The 15,246-nt window shown below is 67.6% G+C and carries 15 protein-coding genes; 12 read left to right on the top strand and 3 right to left on the bottom strand.

Annotation, left to right across the window (positions count from 1 at the left end; all coding sequences use genetic code 11):
• Positions 1–107: 107 nt before the first annotated feature.
• The 6 genes from pncA (at position 108) to CEW88_RS01115 (ending at position 5,885) form a co-directional block, all read left to right on the top strand.
• Positions 108–710, top strand: coding sequence for a bifunctional nicotinamidase/pyrazinamidase (pncA, locus tag CEW88_RS01140; RefSeq protein ID WP_108964311.1), 603 nt, complete (start codon positions 108–110; stop codon positions 708–710).
• Between the two features lie 117 nt (positions 711–827).
• On the top strand, positions 828–2,117 hold the full coding sequence (gene pncB, locus CEW88_RS01135) for a nicotinate phosphoribosyltransferase (protein ID WP_108964310.1): 1,290 nt from the start codon (positions 828–830) through the stop codon (positions 2,115–2,117).
• Between the two features lie 86 nt (positions 2,118–2,203).
• On the top strand, positions 2,204–3,289 hold the full coding sequence (hisC, locus tag CEW88_RS01130) for a histidinol-phosphate transaminase (RefSeq protein ID WP_108964309.1): 1,086 nt from the start codon (positions 2,204–2,206) through the stop codon (positions 3,287–3,289).
• Positions 3,286–4,209 (top strand): prephenate/arogenate dehydrogenase family protein, encoded by a 924-nt coding sequence (locus CEW88_RS01125; protein ID WP_108964308.1) that lies wholly within the window; start codon positions 3,286–3,288, stop codon positions 4,207–4,209. The genes hisC and CEW88_RS01125 overlap by 4 nt, the downstream gene beginning before the upstream one ends.
• Positions 4,206–5,114: an extensin-like domain-containing protein gene (locus CEW88_RS01120; RefSeq protein WP_108964307.1), complete on the top strand. Its 909-nt coding sequence runs from the start codon at positions 4,206–4,208 to the stop codon at positions 5,112–5,114. The genes CEW88_RS01125 and CEW88_RS01120 overlap by 4 nt, the downstream gene beginning before the upstream one ends.
• Before the next feature lie 228 nt (positions 5,115–5,342).
• A complete protein-coding gene (locus CEW88_RS01115) occupies positions 5,343–5,885 on the top strand; it encodes a hypothetical protein (protein ID WP_108964306.1) in 543 nt (180 codons plus the stop codon).
• 187 nt (positions 5,886–6,072) lie between these two features.
• Here CEW88_RS01115 and CEW88_RS01110 read toward each other — a convergent pair whose 3' ends face one another.
• Positions 6,073–6,636 (bottom strand): TlpA family protein disulfide reductase, encoded by a 564-nt coding sequence (locus CEW88_RS01110; RefSeq protein ID WP_108964305.1) that lies wholly within the window; start codon positions 6,634–6,636, stop codon positions 6,073–6,075.
• 22 nt (positions 6,637–6,658) lie between these two features.
• Here CEW88_RS01110 and argH point away from each other — a divergent pair, with 22 nt between their 5' ends.
• The 6 genes from argH (at position 6,659) to CEW88_RS01085 (ending at position 12,797) form a co-directional block, all read left to right on the top strand.
• Entirely contained in the window at positions 6,659–8,050 is a 1,392-nt protein-coding gene (gene argH, locus CEW88_RS01105) for an argininosuccinate lyase (protein WP_108964304.1), read from the top strand.
• Positions 8,047–8,223: a hypothetical protein gene (locus CEW88_RS24405; protein WP_159099527.1), complete on the top strand. Its 177-nt coding sequence runs from the start codon at positions 8,047–8,049 to the stop codon at positions 8,221–8,223. The genes argH and CEW88_RS24405 overlap by 4 nt, the downstream gene beginning before the upstream one ends.
• Positions 8,224–8,327: 104 nt before the next feature.
• The gene (locus tag CEW88_RS01100; RefSeq protein ID WP_193989045.1) at positions 8,328–8,483 is read left to right on the top strand and encodes an argininosuccinate lyase; all 156 of its coding nucleotides are present in this window, start codon (positions 8,328–8,330) and stop codon (positions 8,481–8,483) included.
• Complete coding sequence (locus CEW88_RS01095; RefSeq protein ID WP_108964303.1) at positions 8,480–8,791, top strand: DUF2834 domain-containing protein; 312 nt, start codon at positions 8,480–8,482, stop codon at positions 8,789–8,791. Before CEW88_RS01100 ends, CEW88_RS01095 begins: the two co-directional genes overlap by 4 nt.
• 88 nt (positions 8,792–8,879) lie before the next feature.
• On the top strand, positions 8,880–10,145 hold the full coding sequence (gene lysA / locus CEW88_RS01090; RefSeq protein ID WP_108964302.1) for a diaminopimelate decarboxylase: 1,266 nt from the start codon (positions 8,880–8,882) through the stop codon (positions 10,143–10,145).
• Between the two features lie 63 nt (positions 10,146–10,208).
• Positions 10,209–12,797, top strand: a complete 2,589-nt coding sequence (locus CEW88_RS01085) for a TIGR02302 family protein (RefSeq protein WP_108964301.1) — start codon at positions 10,209–10,211, stop codon at positions 12,795–12,797.
• A 22-nt stretch (positions 12,798–12,819) separates the two neighbouring features.
• Here CEW88_RS01085 and CEW88_RS01080 read toward each other — a convergent pair whose 3' ends face one another.
• Both CEW88_RS01080 and CEW88_RS01075 read right to left on the bottom strand, forming a co-directional pair.
• Positions 12,820–13,938 carry a CaiB/BaiF CoA transferase family protein gene (locus CEW88_RS01080; protein WP_108964300.1) on the bottom strand — a complete coding sequence of 373 codons (1,119 nt, stop codon included), beginning with the start codon at positions 13,936–13,938 and terminating at the stop codon, positions 12,820–12,822.
• Positions 13,938–15,158 carry an acyl-CoA dehydrogenase gene (locus CEW88_RS01075; RefSeq protein ID WP_108964299.1) on the bottom strand — a complete coding sequence of 407 codons (1,221 nt, stop codon included), beginning with the start codon at positions 15,156–15,158 and terminating at the stop codon, positions 13,938–13,940. Before CEW88_RS01075 ends, CEW88_RS01080 begins: the two co-directional genes overlap by 1 nt.
• Positions 15,159–15,246 lie beyond the last annotated feature (88 nt).

Genomic DNA, 15,246 nt, shown 5'->3' with positions numbered 1-15,246 from the left:
CATTTACGCTCAAGGGTCGAGTCGGGCAAGCGACCGGATTGCCGCAGCATTGACGCGCGCGCGGCGCGGCGCGTAAGCCTTTGGAAAATGCCCGGAGGCCCAGAGACATGCACGCGCTCATCGTCATCGACGTCCAGACCGATTTCTGCCCCGGTGGGGCGCTTGCCGTGCCCGGCGGCGACGAGATCGTCGCCCCGATCAACGCGCTGATGGACGAGGCCGACGCGGTGGTGCTGACCCAGGACTGGCACCCGGCCGGGCATTCGTCCTTTGCCAGCGCCCACCCGGGCAAGGCGCCCTATGATCTGACCGAGATGCCTTATGGCGCGCAGGTGCTCTGGCCCGACCATTGCGTCATCGGCAGCCCCGGCGCGGCGTTTCACCCGGCGCTGAACACCGACCGCGCCGATCTTATCATCCGCAAGGGCCACAACCCGGCGATCGACAGCTACTCGGCCTTTTTCGAGAACGACCGCCGCACGCCCACCGGGCTCGAGGGCTACCTGCGGACGCGGGGAGTCGAGCGGCTGACGCTCGTCGGCCTCGCCACGGATTTCTGCGTGACCTACTCGGCTCTGGATGCGGCGAAACTCGATTTCGCTGTAACCGTGCGCGAGGATCTCTGCCGTGCCATCGACTTCGACGGCTCGCTTTCGGCCGCCCGAGCGGGCATGAACGGCGCCGGCGTGAAGCTCTCGCGCGCCGCCTGAGCCGGCGGACGGGAACAATCGGTCCCGCAAGCCGTTGCCGGAAAGGCAGAAAGCGCTTGGCCCTCCCTGTCACATTCGCGTAACAGGGGCCCCGACTGCCCGTGAGGAGTGTGCGCCGTGGAAATCGCGACCCGAGTCTGGAACCACCGCTGGAAGATCGACCCGATCGTCCGGTCGCTGATCGATACCGATTTCTACAAGCTGCTGATGTGCCAGTCGGTCTTTCACAACCGGCGTGACACCCAAGTCACCTTCAGCCTGATCAACCGCTCCAGCAACGTGCCGCTGGCCAAGCTGATCGACGAGGGCGAGCTGCGCGAACAGCTCGACCACATCCGCTCGCTCAGCCTGTCACGCGGGGAAAGCACCTGGCTGCGCGGCAACACCTTCTACGGCAAGCGGCAGATGTTCCGTTCCGACTTCATGGAGTGGTTCGAGACCCTGCGCCTGCCGCCCTATTTTCTCGAACGCGTCGGCGACCAGTACGAGCTGACCTTCGAGGGCAGCTGGCCCGAGGTCATGTTGTGGGAGATCCCGGCGCTCGCCGTGCTGATGGAGTTGCGCGGCCGCGCCGTGCTCAACCACATGGGCAAGTTCGAGTTGCAGGTGCTCTATGCCCGCGCCGCCACCAAGCTCTGGGAGAAGATCGAGCGGCTGCGGCAGCAGCCCGGCCTCAAGATAGCCGATTTCGGCACCCGCCGCCGCCACAGCTTCCTGTGGCAGGACTGGTGCGTGCAGGCGATGGTCGAGGGTCTGGGCGACGGGTTCACCGGCACCTCCAACTGCCTGATCGCCAAGAACCGCGATCTCGAGGCCATCGGCACCAATGCCCACGAGCTGCCCATGGTCTACGCCGCGCTCGCCGAGGATGACGCGGCGCTGGCCCGCGCGCCCTATGATGTTCTGGCCGACTGGCACCGCGAGCACGACGGCAACCTCCGGATGATCCTGCCCGACACCTATGGCACCGAAGGCTTCCTGAGGAATGCCCCGGACTGGCTGGCTGGCTGGACCGGCATCCGGATCGACAGCGGCGATCCCGAGACCGGCGCCGAGATCGCCATCCGCTGGTGGCAGGAGCGCGGCGAAGACCCGCGCGAGAAGCTGGTGATCTTCTCGGACGGACTCGACGAAGAAAAGATCCTCGAACTCTACCACAAGTTCGCGGGCCGGGTGCGGGTCTCCTTCGGCTGGGGCACGCTGCTGACCAACGATTTCCGCGGCCTCACGCCCGACGACCGGCTGGCGCCCTTCAGCCTCGTCTGCAAGGCAATCAGCGCCAACGGCAAGCCAACGGTGAAGCTCTCGGACAACCCCAACAAGGCGATGGGTCCGGCGGATGAGATCGCCCGCTACAAACGGGTCTTCGAGGTCGGTGAGCAGGAGCGCCACGAGGTCGTCGTCTAGGGCCGCCTGCCCGTTCCCGAGACTGGCATGTGCCGCGGCGTCGCGCTATGCAGGCGCGGCACTCTTAGTCTCAGGGAAGACCGCATATGGCTGGCATCGAACCGCAACCCGGCATCATGGACATCGAGCTCTACGTGGGTGGTGCGTCGCATGTGGCGGGCGTCTCGAACGTCATCAAGCTCAGCTCCAACGAGAACCCTTTCGGCCCCTCCCCGGCGGCGCAGGAGGCGGTCCGGCGCGTGGTGCACGAAATGCATCGCTATCCTTCCTCGGACCACACCGCCCTGCGCGAGGCCATCGGCGAGACCTGGGGCCTCGACCCGCAGCGGATCATCTGCGGCGCCGGCTCGGACGAGATCATCGCCTTCCTCTGCCAGGCCTATGCCGGGCCGGGCACCGAGGTGATCCACACCGAACACGGCTTTGCCATGCACAAGATCTCGGCTATGGCCGCCGGCGCGACCCCCGTCGAGGTGGCCGAGCAGGATCGCGTGGTCAACGTCGACAACATCCTCGCCGCCTGCACCGAGCGCACCCGGCTGGTGTTCGTCGCCAACCCCGCCAACCCCACCGGCACGATGATCGGCCTCGCCGAGCTCGAACGGCTGGCGAACGGCATTCCCGAGACCGCGCTGCTGGTGATCGACAGCGCCTATGCGGAATACGTCGAGGGCTACGATGGCGGCGCCAAGCTCGCCACCGACCGGCCCAACGTCTTCATGACCCGCACCTTCTCGAAACTCTACGGGCTTGGCGGCATGCGCATCGGCTGGGGTTACGGCCCGCAGGCGATCATCGACGTTCTGAACCGCATCCGCGGCCCGTTCAACGTCGCCGCCCTGACGCTGACCGCTGCCGAGGCCTCGATCCGCGACACCGCCTACGTCGAGAAGTGCCGCGCGGAAAACGCTCGCATGCGCGCTTGGCTGAGCGAGGCGCTGGCCGAGCACGGCGTGTCGTCGGATGCGTCCACCGCGAACTTCATCCTCGCACGCTTCGGATCGCAGGCCGAGGCCGAGGCCTGCGACGCCTACCTGCAGTCGCAGGGCGTTCTGGTGCGCCGCACCACCGGCTACGGGCTGCCGCAGGCGCTGCGTATCACCGTGGGCGACGAGGCGTCGTGCCGCCGCGTGGCGCATCTGGTGGGGCAGTTCAAGGCCGGCGCCCGATGAGCGAGACGCAGACCTACGGAAAGGTGGCGCTGATCGGCCTCGGCCTGATCGCCTCGTCGATTTTCTGGGCGATGAAGCGGGCGGGCATGGAGAGCCATGTCACCGGCTACGCGCGCTCGGCAGAGACGCGCGAGACCGCAAAGCGCCTTGGCCTCTGCCACGAGGTCGTGGACAGCGCCGAAGCGGCGGTGAAAGACGCCGATCTGGTGATCCTTGCCGTGCCGGTCGGTGCCATGGGCCCGATCGCCGAGGCCATCGCGCCGCATCTCAAGCCCGGCTGCACCGTCAGCGACGTGGGCTCGGTGAAGAAGGAGATCATCGAGGCGGTGCGCCCGCACCTGCCCGAGGGGGTGAACTTCGTGCCGACCCACCCGATGGCGGGCACCGAGCATTCCGGCCCGGGCGCCGGCTTCGCCTCGCTTTATGACAATCGCTGGTGCCTGATCGTGCCGGACGGTGCTTCCGAGGAGGCCACGGCGAAGGTCGAGGCCTTCTGGCAGGCGCTCGGCGCCAAGACCGAGCAGATGGAGGTCGAACACCACGACCTCGTCTGCGCGGTGGTGAGCCACGTGCCGCACCTCATCGCCTACACGATGGTGGGCGTCGCCGACGACCTGCGCCGGGTCTCGGACCAGGAGGTGATCAAGTTCTCGGCCGCGGGTTTCCGCGATTTCACCCGCATCGCGGCCTCGGACCCGACCATGTGGCGCGACGTCTTCATGACCAACAAGCAGGCCACGCTGGAGATCCTCGGGCGCTTCACCGAAGAGCTCTTTGCGCTGCAACGCGCCATCCGCACCGGCGACGGGCAATTGCTCTTTGACTACTTCACCCGGACGCGGGAAATTCGTCGTGGCATCCTTCAGGCCGGTCAGGACACGGATGCGCCGGATTTCGGACGGGTGAAGGTGGAAAAATGATCTCTCGGGCAGCGGCACTGGCGGCAATGATGTTCCTCGCATCTCCGCTTTCTGCCGCGCCCGAAACCGCCCCCGGTGCCTCGCTGCGTCCGGTCGCGCGCGCGCTCATTGAGGCGCCGCAACCTGCCTCGGTCACCGTCACCGCCACCGGCGCGCTCGAGCGGCCGAAAGCCAGGCCCGCACCGCTCGGCACAACGCTCGGCGATCCCGACCCTCCCGCAGGTGCCCCGGCCCTCGGTCACGGGCCCGCCCCCCGCGACATCGCCCTGCGCACGGCGTTCGCCGCGCGCTCGCCGCAGGCGATCCCCAGATCGCTCCGCCCCAGCCCGCGCAGCCCAGCCATCGTCGAACAGGCGCTGGCGGTCCGCCGAGAGCGCGCCCGCGGCGCCGTCTGCGGCGATCCCGACCTGCAGGGCAGCATCATCGGGGCCGTGCCCGGGCGCATCTCGGGGTGTGGCATCGACGAGGCGATCAAGCTGCGCACGGTCTCGGGCGTCGCGCTCAGCACCCGCGCCACCATCGACTGCCCCACCGCCCGCGCCCTGAAGACCTGGGTCGAGCGCGCGCTGAAACCCGCGGTGGGTTCGACCGGGGGCGGCGTCTCAGGGCTGCGCATTGCTGGCAGCTACGCCTGCCGCTCGCGCAACAACCAGCCCGGTGCCAAGATCAGCGAGCACGCCCGAGGCCGCGCCATCGACATCGCCGCGATCCGCCTGAACGATGGCAGCGAGATCTCCGTGCTGAAGGACTGGGGCCGGAGCACCGAGGGGCGCATCCTGCGCAAGCTGCACAGCGGCGCCTGCGGTCCGTTCGGCACAGTGCTCGGCCCCGAGTCCGATCCTTTTCACAAGGACCACCTGCATTTCGACACAGCCCGCTACCGCTCCGGCAGCTACTGCCGCTGACAAGGAAATCCGGCGAAATCAGGGCGCGCACCCTCGCTTCGGCGGGAGAGATTCGGAGGCAGCCGCACGAGTCCGGAAACACTCCTCCGTCTTCCGCGCACATTGTCACCGGATCACCTCAAAATAAGGCCCACTTTGCGACAAAAATTTGATAAATCGCCGTATCGACCGCACCCTTGATGGGTGTTCCCTGCTGCTCGGGGGACCGCCTAGGAGGAGCGCACTGCCATGCGTCTTTTTTTCTATGCCGTTCTGGCGTCGCTGGGGGCCGCGCCAGTGCACGCCGACATCGCGATGGAGACCCCGCGGCTCGCACCGGGCTCGCTGCTGGTGATGCAGGACGATCAGGGCCATGTGGTCAGCCATCTCGCCCGGGGTGAAGTGGAGGGGCTGTACCGTTTCGATCTCTACGACGGGGCCACGGGGGATGCGCTCTACGCCGGGCGCTATTACACCGACACGCGCGGCGAAGTGCTGCTGAGCGTCACCGCGCAGGGCAATGTGACGCGCTTTGAACCCTATAGCTGCGCCCGCACGCTCGGCGCCTGCGAATACGACATCGTCCACGCGGACGGCCGGCGCGAAACCCGCCAGCGCGAGACCCGCGAAACCGAGGACGGGCTGGCGTGGACGGAATGGGACCGCAAGGGGCCTGTCGCCATCGGCGGCACCACGCTCGACGACCTCGGCGCGCCGCGCGAAAGCTGGCGCCGCGACCTGCGCAGCGGCGATCGCTCACGGGCCATCAGAATATCGTTGGCATTGAAATAGAAACTTAACGAATTTTCGAGAGTTTTGCAGGACGCGCTGGTCTCGCGGAGCTCAATGGCCGGAGGCGCCTTTGTTGTAACGGGTTTGGCGCGAGATCGGTCTGGCGGCGCGCACCTGCTGTCAGCCCGGAGAATGTGTAACCAGTGACGCAGGGCGGGGGAGACCCCGCCCTGTTTTTCTTGCAGGCTCAGCCTTCCTCGCCGCCAATCGCCGCGGCAAGCACCGCCCGGGCGTTTTCGGAAGACCAATCGACGTCGCCGGTGATGCGTGCGACTTCCTGCCCCTCGGGGTTGATCAGCACCGTGACCGGCAGGCCCAGCACCGCCATCTGGCGCGCCAGCGCCGATTTCGGGTCGCGGTAGAGCGGAAGGTTGTCGACGCCGATCTCCTCGAAGAACGTCTGCATCGCCGGTGGCGGGTTGCGGCCGGTGGCGATGGTCACCACCTCGAAGTCCGCGCCGCCCATGTCCGCCTGCAGCGCCGAAAGCGCCGGCATCTCCTCGCGGCAGGGGGCGCACCATGTGGCCCAGAAGTTCACCAGCGCCCATTTGCCCTGCAGGTCCGCCAGAGCCATGGGCCCGCCGTCGAAGTCGGTGAAGCCCGCGCTCCCTACCGGCTTTGGCGCCGCATGGAAGACCAGCTTCTTCATTTCGCCTTCCCTAAGGGCGCTTGCGGCCTCGGTATCGGCCAGCGCCGGATTTGCAAGCGCAACACCGGCGGTATAGAGGATCGCCAAGGCCAGTTTTTTCATCTTCCCTCCGGAAAGGCAGAGCATGTCGGACAAGACCTCGAACCAGATGTGGGGCGGCCGTTTCGCCGCTGGACCCGATGCCATCATGGAGGCGATCAACGCCTCGATCGGCTTCGACAAGCGGTTGGCGGCGCAGGATATTGCCGGCTCGAGGGCCCATGCGGCCATGCTCGCCGCCACAGGCATCGTCGAGACTAGCGACGCCGAGGCCATCCGGGAAGGTCTGCTCACGGTCTTGTCAGAGATCGAAGGGGGTGACTTCGCGTTTTCCACTGCGCTCGAAGACATCCACATGAACGTCGAGGCCCGACTGAAAGAGATCATCGGCGAGCCCGCAGGCCGCCTGCACACCGCGCGCTCGCGCAACGATCAGGTGGCGACCGACTTCCGTCTGTGGGTGCGCGACCAGTGCGACGCCGCCGAGGGCGGCATCCTCGCGCTGATGAAGGCGCTGCTGGGTCAGGCCGAGGCGGGCGCCGACTGGGTCATGCCGGGCTTTACGCACCTGCAGACCGCGCAGCCGGTGACTTGGGGCCACCACATGATGGCCTATGTCGAGATGTTCGCCCGCGATCTGTCGCGCATGCGCGATGCCCGCAAGCGGATGAACGAATCTCCGCTCGGCGCGGCTGCGCTGGCCGGCACCGGCTTCCCGATCGACCGCCAGATGACCGCCGAGGCGCTCGGCTTCGACCGGCCGATGGCCAACTCGCTCGACGCCGTCTCTGACCGCGATTTCGCGCTGGAATTCCTGAGCGTCGGCTCGATCTGCGCCATGCACCTGTCGCGCTTCGCCGAAGAGCTGGTGATCTGGTCCTCGGCCCAGTTCCGCTTCGTGACCCTGTCGGACCGCTTCTCGACCGGCTCGTCGATCATGCCGCAGAAGAAGAACCCCGACGCCGCCGAACTGATCCGCGCCAAGATCGGCCGCATCTTCGGCGCCAACGTTGCGCTGCTGATGGTGATGAAGGGTCTGCCGCTGGCCTATTCCAAGGACATGCAGGAAGACAAGGAACAGGTCTTCGACGCCGCCGACAACCTGATGCTGGCGCTGGCCGCGATGGAAGGCATGGTCCGCGACATGACCGCCAATGTCGCCAACCTCGAGGCCGCGGCCGCCTCGGGCTTCTCCACCGCCACCGATCTGGCCGACTGGCTGGTGCGCGAGACCGGCCTGCCGTTCCGCGAGGCCCATCACGTCACCGGCGCACTTGTGGCCATGGCCGAAAAGAAGGGCTGCGATCTGAGCGATCTTTCGCTTGAAGAGATGCAATCGGTCAACGGCACCATCACCGAGGGTATCTTCGACGTCCTCGGCGTGCATAATTCGGTGGCAAGTCGAATGAGCTATGGTGGAACCGCCCCGGCCCGCGTGCGCGAGCAGGTGGCCCGTTGGAAGGAAATCCTCGGATGAGACGACTCGCCGGACTGTCCCTGATCGCCGTGACCATGCTTCTCGCTGCCTGCGAGGATCCGAACCGCGGCCCGAGGGTTCATACCGGCGTGTCCATCGGCCCCGGCGGCGTCCACCCTTCGGTGGGCGTCTCGGCGGGGCGCGGTCCTGTCCGCGTCGGCGTCGGCACCTGAGGCGCCGCGCCTTTCTCTTCTCGCCTGACTTGTCGCGCCCAGCATCCTGGGCGATGGTGAACGCGCCCGCTGCTCAGGGGCGTGCAACGACCTAGAGGACGACCATGATCACCCGCAGCGTTTTGGCTCTCGGCCTCGTCGCACTGCTCGCCGCCTGCGGTGCCGACGGCCCGCCAACCCGCCCCGAACCCAAAGAGCGCCCCGCCGCATCGGGCGTCAGCGTCCATGGCACCGTGAAAATGGGCGTCGCCTATCCATGAGGCTGCGCCACCTCTGGCTTGCGCTCGCGCTCTGGGGCGCGGTTCATCCGATGGTCTACCTGCTCAGCTGGCTCTCGCAGAACGGCTGGTCGCTGAACGGCCTCTTCGCCGCCTGGCAGGCAAATGCCGCGGTGACCGGGCTGAGCTGGGATCTGGTGATCGCCGCCGTCACGCTTACGCTCTGGATCCTCGCCGAGGTCGCCGTGCGCCGCAACTGGCCCGCGCTGCTGGCGATCCCCGCCACTTTCCTCATTGGCGTGAGCTGCGGGCTGCCGCTCTATCTATGGTTCCGCTCGCGCCCGATCTGAGCCCGGACGGCCCCTGTTCCCTTCCCACGGGTTATCCTTTATCCCGGCGCTGAAGCCCTAGGGCGGCAACAGTTATCCGGGGACCGACATGGACCATTTCCTCTATCGCAACGGCATTCTCCACGCCGAGGACGTGCCCCTCCCAGAGATAGTCTCGCAAGTGGGCAGCCCGGTCTATGTCTACTCCACCGCGACCCTGCTGCGGCACTTCCTGCTGTTCGACGAGGCGCTGAGCTGGGGGCCGCACCTCGTGTGCTACGCGATGAAGGCCGCCTCGAACCAAGCGATCCTCAAGACACTGGCCAAGGCCGGTGCGGGCATGGACGTGGTCTCGGGCGGCGAATACGCCCGCGCCAAAGCCGCCGGCGTACCGGGCGAGCGCATCGTCTTCTCTGGCGTCGGCAAGACCCGCGCCGAAATCCGCACCGCGCTGACCGGCGGCATCCGCCAGTTCAATATCGAGAGCGAGCCCGAGATGGAGGTGATCTCGGAGGTCGCCGTCACCCTTGGGCTGACCGCCCCGGTGACCATCCGGGTGAACCCCGACGTCGACGCCAAGACCCACGCCAAGATCGCCACCGGCAAATCCGAGAACAAGTTCGGCATCCCAATCGCCCGCGCCCGCGAGGTCTATGCCCGCGCCGCTGAGCTGCCGGGGCTGAAAGTGGTCGGCATCGACGTGCACATCGGCTCGCAGCTGACCGATCTCGAGCCTTTCCGCCTCGCCTATCGCAAGGTGGCCGATCTGACCCACGCCCTGCGCGAGGATGGCCATGACATCCAGCGGCTCGACCTCGGCGGCGGCCTCGGCATCCCCTACACCCGCAGCAACGAGGCCCCGCCGCTGCCCACCGACTACGGCCAGATGATCCGCGAGGAACTCGGCGATCTGGGCTGCGAGATCGAGATCGAGCCGGGCCGGCTCATCGCCGGCAACGCCGGGATCCTCGTGTCGGAGGTGATCTATCTCAAGCAGGGCGAGGGACGCGACTTCCTGATCCTCGACGCGGCGATGAACGACCTGATCCGCCCGGCGATGTACGACGCGCATCACGACATCGTCCCGGTGATCGAACCCGCCCCCGCCACCGAGCAAAGCACCTATGACATCGTCGGCCCGGTCTGCGAAAGCGGCGACACGTTCGCCAAGGGCCGCACCATGCCACCCGTCGCCCCCGGCGAGCTGGTGGCCTTCCGCTCGGCGGGTGCCTACGGCGCGGTCATGTCCTCGGAGTACAATACGCGGGCACTGGTCCCCGAGGTGCTGGTGAATGGCGATCAATTCGCTGTCATTCGCCGGAGACCGAGCTTTGAGGAAATCATAAACCGCGATACGCTCCCCGAGTGGTTGTAAGCTCTCGTTCCTGACGGGCCCCCTGCGATCACCGGACCGCAGGAGAGACCTCAGGAGACACCGATGGCCTCAAGGGACCGCGCGCCCGAAGACGTCCTGAAGCCTGTAAGATGGCAAATTCGCCTGACCCTCTGGGGCATGGCGGCGGAACGGGTCGTGCGCGCCTTCTGGCCGCTGTGGTCAGTGGTCTTCGTCGTTCTGGCCGCCCTGATGCTCGGCCTGCAGGATCTGGTGGACGTGGAATGGGTCTGGGCCGCCGGCGTGCTGGCACTGGGCGGCACCGCCTGGGCGCTCTGGCGCGGGATTCGGCAGATGCGCTGGCCGCGCCGCGAAGAGGCGATGCTGCGGCTTGACGGCACCCTGCGCGGCAGCCCGATCCTCGCCGCCCTCGACACCCCCGCCATCGGCGCCACGGACCCCGGCTCGCAGGCTCTGTGGAAGGCGCACCAAGAGCGCATGCGCACCCGCATGCTCGAGGCCCGCGCGGTGCAGCCCGACCTGCGCGTCGCCCGCGCCGACCCTTTCGCCCTGCGCTACGTGGCGCTGCTGGCGCTCTTCGTCGCGCTGATCTTCGGGTCGCTGCTGCAGATGCGCTCGGTCACCGCCATGGGCCCCTCGGGCAACGGCCTCGCGTCCGGTCCGACCTGGGAAGGCTGGATGGAGCCACCCGCCTACACGCGCCTGCCGTCGGTCTACCTCAATGACATCACCGCGGCCTCGCTGGACGTCCCCGAGGGCGCACGCATCACCCTGCGCCTCTACGGCGAGGTCGGTGCACTCGATGTGATCGAGACGGTTTCGGGACGCGAGGCCGATCCGGCAGCCGACCCCGAGGCCCCCGCCGAAACGGCGCAGGATTTCGAGGTCATCCAATCAGGCGAGCTTGCCATCGACGGCCCCGGCGGCCGGTCGTGGCAGCTTGCGGTCATTCCCGACACCCAGCCATCCGTTGCCCAGCAGGGCGAGATCGAGTCGAGCTACGAGGGCGACGCGCAGATCCCCTTCGTCGCCGCCGATGACTACGGCGTGGTCTCCGGCACCGCCCGCATCGAGCTGGCGCTGGACGAGGTTGACCGCCGCTATGGCCTTGCGGTCGAGCCCGAGCAACGCGCACAAATCGAGCTGCCCCTGCCGATGCCCATCGCCGGCAGCCGCACCGAGTTCACCGAGACGCTGATCGAGAACTTCTCGACCCACCCCTGGGCCAACCTGCCGGTGCGCATCTCCTTCGAGGTCGCCGACGAGGCGGGCCAGACCGGCAGTGCCGCACCGCAGGTCATCACCCTGCCGGGGCGCCGCTTCTTCGACCCGCTTGCCGCCGCGCTGATCGAGCAGCGCCGCGCGCTGCTCTGGTCGCGCGACAATGCCCGCGACGTGGGCCAGATTCTCCGCGCCGTCAGCTACAAGCCAGACGACATCTTCCGCTCGGCGGTGCCCTACCTGCGGCTGCGCACCATCCAACGTCGGCTCGACGCCTTTGCCACCGACGGCATGAGCCCCGAGCAGCAGGACGAGATCGCGGGCGCGCTCTGGGATCTGGCGCTGCTGCTCGAAGAGGGTGACTTGTCCGACGCGCTGGAACGGTTGCAGCGCGCGCAGGACCGGCTGAACGAGGCGATGAAGAACGGCGCCAGCGATCAGGAGATCGCCGAGCTGATGCAGGAACTGCGCGAGGCCACCGATGACTACCTGCGGCAGCTCTCGCGGCAGGCACAGCAGAACCCGGACCAGAACCATCAGCAGATGGCCCAGGATCAGAACACGATCGAGATGAGCCAGAACGACCTGCAGCGGATGATGGACCGCATACAGGAGCTGATGGAACAGGGCCGCATGGCCGAGGCGCAGGAAGCCCTGCGCCAACTGCAGCAGATGATGGAGAACATGCAGGTCACCCAAGGCCAGCCCGGCCAGGGACAGACCCCGGGCGAGCAGGCCATGGAGGGGCTGGGCGAGACGCTGCGCAACCAGCAGGGCCTGTCGGACGAGGCCTTCCGCCAGCTTCAGGACCAGTTCAACCCCGGCCAGCAAGGGCAACAGGGTCAGCAAGGGCAACAGGGGCAGCCGGGCCAGCCCGGCGAGCAGCCCGGTCAGGGAGAAGGGCAGTCGCAAGGCCAGGCCCAGGGCGGCGGACAGCAGGGCGACGGCGGCACGCTCGAGGAAAACCTCGCTGATCGCCAGCAGGCGCTGCGCGACGAGCTGAACCGCCAGCGCCAGAACCTGCCCGGCGCGGGCACTGAGGCCGGGGAGGCCGCCCGCGATGCGCTGCGCCGCGCCGACGACGCCATGGACGGCGCCGAGGACGCGCTGCGGCAGGATGATTTTGCCGAGGCGCTGGACCAGCAGTCGCAGGCCATGGAGGCGCTGCGCGAAGGCATGCGCAACCTTGGCGAGGCGCTGGCGCAGCAGCAACAGCAGGGTCAGGGCCAGCAGGGTATGGCGCAGGGCGGCGATCCCGGCCAGCAGCGCGATCCGCTCGGCCGCAACGCCGGCAGCAACGGCCAGCTCGGCACCGACGAGACCATGCTGCAGGGCGAAGACGTCTACCGCCGCGCCCGCGAACTGCTCGACGAGATCCGCCGCCGCACCGGCGAGGGCGAACGTCCGCAGGAAGAACTCGATTATCTCGAAAGGCTGCTGGAGCGGTTCTGACCCGCTCCAGCGGCGCGCCGCCTCAGCCCTGCCCCAGCTTCGGCGAGGGCCGCGCCGACGCCAGCGGGGTCTCCGACAGGCGGATGGGCGTGCGGATGCCCGGCACGCCATCGGCCTCCACCTTCATCCCGCGCGCGATCACCTGCGGGTTCTCGAAGACCTGGTCGACCGAATTGATCGGCCCGGCGGGCACCGTCGCCTTCTCCAGCGCGGCCAGCAGCTCAGCCCGGTCCCAGCGTGCCAGCGCCGCGACCAGCGCCGGGCGCAGCAGCTCGCGATGCGCCACCCGCGCCTCGTTGGTGGCAAAGCGCGCGTCCTCGGCCAGCGTCAGCCCCAGCACGTCGCAGAGCCGGGCAAACTGCCCGTCGTTGCCCACGGCGAGGATCAGATCGCCCGAGCCTGTCGGCAGCACCTCGTAAGGCGCGATATTGGGATGCGCATTGCCAAGCCGCCGCGGCGCCTTGCCGGTGGCAAGGTAGTTCATCCCCTGATTGGCCAGCACGCCGACGGCACAGTCGAGCAGCGCCATATCGACAAGCTGCCCCTGCCCGGTGCGTTCCCGCGCCGCCAGCGCCGCTTGAATGCCGATCACCGAGTAGAGCCCGGTGAAAATGTCGGCAAAGGCCACGCCGACCTTCTGCGGCTCGCCCTCGGGGCTGCCGGTCAGGTCCATCCAGCCGGCCATGCCCTGGATGAGGAAGTCATAGCCCGCCCGCTCGGCATAGGGCCCATCCTGCCCGAAACCGGTGATCGAGCAATAGACCAGCCGGGGGTTCACCTCGCGCAGGCTCTCGTAGTCGAGCCCATACTTGCGCAGGCCGCCGAGCTTAAAGTTCTCGATGACCACATCGGCCTCCGCCACCAGTTCGCGCACCAGCGCCTGCCCCTCGGCGGTGCGGAAATCCGCGATCACCGAGCGTTTGCCGCGGTTCGTGGCGTGGAAATAGGCGGCTGACCGATCTCCGTCACGCTGGATGAACGGCGGGCCCCAGCGCCGGGTGTCGTCGCCCTCGGGCGCCTCGACCTTGATCACCTCGGCCCCGAGGTCGGCCAGCACCTGCCCGGCCCAGGGCCCGGCGAGGATGCGCGCCAGTTCGATGACGCGCACCCCGTGCATCGGCGGCAGCGGGGGAACCTGCATCAGAAGAACGCCTGAATGCCGGTCTGCGCCCGCCCGAGGATCAGCGCGTGCACGTCATGGGTTCCCTCGTAGGTGTTCACCGTCTCGAGGTTGGCGGCATGGCGCATCACGCCGTATTCGATCTGGATGCCGTTGCCGCCGTGCATGTCGCGGGCCATGCGCGCGATATCCAGCGCCTTGCCGCAGTTGTTGCGCTTGATCAGCGAGACCATCTCGGGCGCGGCGCGGCCCTCGTCCATCAGCCGTCCGGTGCGCAGGCAGACCTGCAACCCCAGCGCGATCTCGGTCTGCATGTCGGCGAGCTTCTTCTGGAAGAGCTGCGTGCCCGCCAGCGGCTTGCCGAACTGCTTGCGGTCGAGCCCGTACTGGCGCGCCTGATGCCAGCAGAACTCGGCGGCGCCCATGACGCCCCACGCAATGCCGTAGCGCGCGCGGTTGAGACAGCCGAACGGCCCCTTCAGACCCTCGACGTTGGGCAGCAGAGCGTCCTCGCCGACCTCGACGTCCTCCATGACGATCTCGCCGGTGATGCTGGCGCGCAAGCTCAGCTTGCCGCCGATCTTCGGCGCGCTTAGACCCTTCATGCCCTTCTCGAGCACGAAGCCGCGGATCTTGCCGCCATGCGCCTCGGACTTGGCCCAGACCACGAAGACATCGGCGATCGGCGCGTTCGAGATCCACATCTTCGAGCCCTTGAGCACGTAGCCGCCCTCGGTCTTGACGGCCCGCGTCTTCATGCCCGCCGGGTCAGAGCCCGCATCAGGTTCGGTCAGGCCGAAGCAGCCGATCCACTCGCCGCTGGCGAGCTTCGGCAAGTACTTGTTGCGCTGCTCTTCCGAGCCATAGGCATAGATCGGATACATGACGAGCGAGGATTGCACCGACATCATCGACCGATAGCCGCTGTCGACCCGCTCCACCTCGCGCGCGACGAGGCCATAGGCCACGTAGCCCGCGCCGATGCCGCCGTAGGCCTCGGGGATGGTCGAGCCGAGAAGGCCAAGCTCACCCATCTCGCGGAAGATCTCGGGGTCGGTGTGCTCGTCGAGATAGGCATGCTCGACGCGCGGCAGCAGCTTGTCCTGCGCGAAGGCATGGGCGGTGTCGCTGATCATCCGCTCTTCCTCGGTCAGCTGCTCGCTGAACAGGAACGGGTCCTCCCAGTTGAACGAGGCAAGGGCGGGCTGTTCCTTGGGCTTGAGGTGGGACAGGTCGGTCATCGGGAGGCTCCTCCGGAAGGATCATGCGTTTGGCGCGCAGAGTAGCGCCGCCGCGTCCCTCTGGAAAACGATTTGATTTGCTCAAGTC

Origin of the sequence: Alloyangia pacifica, from assembly GCF_003111685.1 — a bacterium.
In the GTDB taxonomy this organism is placed as follows: Bacteria; Pseudomonadota; Alphaproteobacteria; order Rhodobacterales; family Rhodobacteraceae; genus Salipiger; species Salipiger pacificus_A.
This window is presented reverse-complemented; position numbering and strand designations above follow the sequence as displayed.

Coding starts and splice junctions, on each gene's coding strand:
- pncA (WP_108964311.1), top strand. CDS start 108: ATGCACGCGCTCATCGTCATCGACGTCCAGACCGATTTCTGCCCCGGT.
- hisC (WP_108964309.1), top strand. CDS start 2,204: ATGGCTGGCATCGAACCGCAACCCGGCATCATGGACATCGAGCTCTAC.
- CEW88_RS01125 (WP_108964308.1), top strand. CDS start 3,286: ATGAGCGAGACGCAGACCTACGGAAAGGTGGCGCTGATCGGCCTCGGC.
- CEW88_RS01120 (WP_108964307.1), top strand. CDS start 4,206: ATGATCTCTCGGGCAGCGGCACTGGCGGCAATGATGTTCCTCGCATCT.
- CEW88_RS01115 (WP_108964306.1), top strand. CDS start 5,343: ATGCGTCTTTTTTTCTATGCCGTTCTGGCGTCGCTGGGGGCCGCGCCA.
- CEW88_RS01110 (WP_108964305.1), bottom strand. CDS start 6,636: ATGAAAAAACTGGCCTTGGCGATCCTCTATACCGCCGGTGTTGCGCTT.
- argH (WP_108964304.1), top strand. CDS start 6,659: ATGTCGGACAAGACCTCGAACCAGATGTGGGGCGGCCGTTTCGCCGCT.
- CEW88_RS24405 (WP_159099527.1), top strand. CDS start 8,047: ATGAGACGACTCGCCGGACTGTCCCTGATCGCCGTGACCATGCTTCTC.
- CEW88_RS01100 (WP_193989045.1), top strand. CDS start 8,328: ATGATCACCCGCAGCGTTTTGGCTCTCGGCCTCGTCGCACTGCTCGCC.
- CEW88_RS01095 (WP_108964303.1), top strand. CDS start 8,480: ATGAGGCTGCGCCACCTCTGGCTTGCGCTCGCGCTCTGGGGCGCGGTT.
- lysA (WP_108964302.1), top strand. CDS start 8,880: ATGGACCATTTCCTCTATCGCAACGGCATTCTCCACGCCGAGGACGTG.
- CEW88_RS01085 (WP_108964301.1), top strand. CDS start 10,209: ATGGCCTCAAGGGACCGCGCGCCCGAAGACGTCCTGAAGCCTGTAAGA.
- CEW88_RS01080 (WP_108964300.1), bottom strand. CDS start 13,938: ATGCAGGTTCCCCCGCTGCCGCCGATGCACGGGGTGCGCGTCATCGAA.
- CEW88_RS01075 (WP_108964299.1), bottom strand. CDS start 15,158: ATGACCGACCTGTCCCACCTCAAGCCCAAGGAACAGCCCGCCCTTGCC.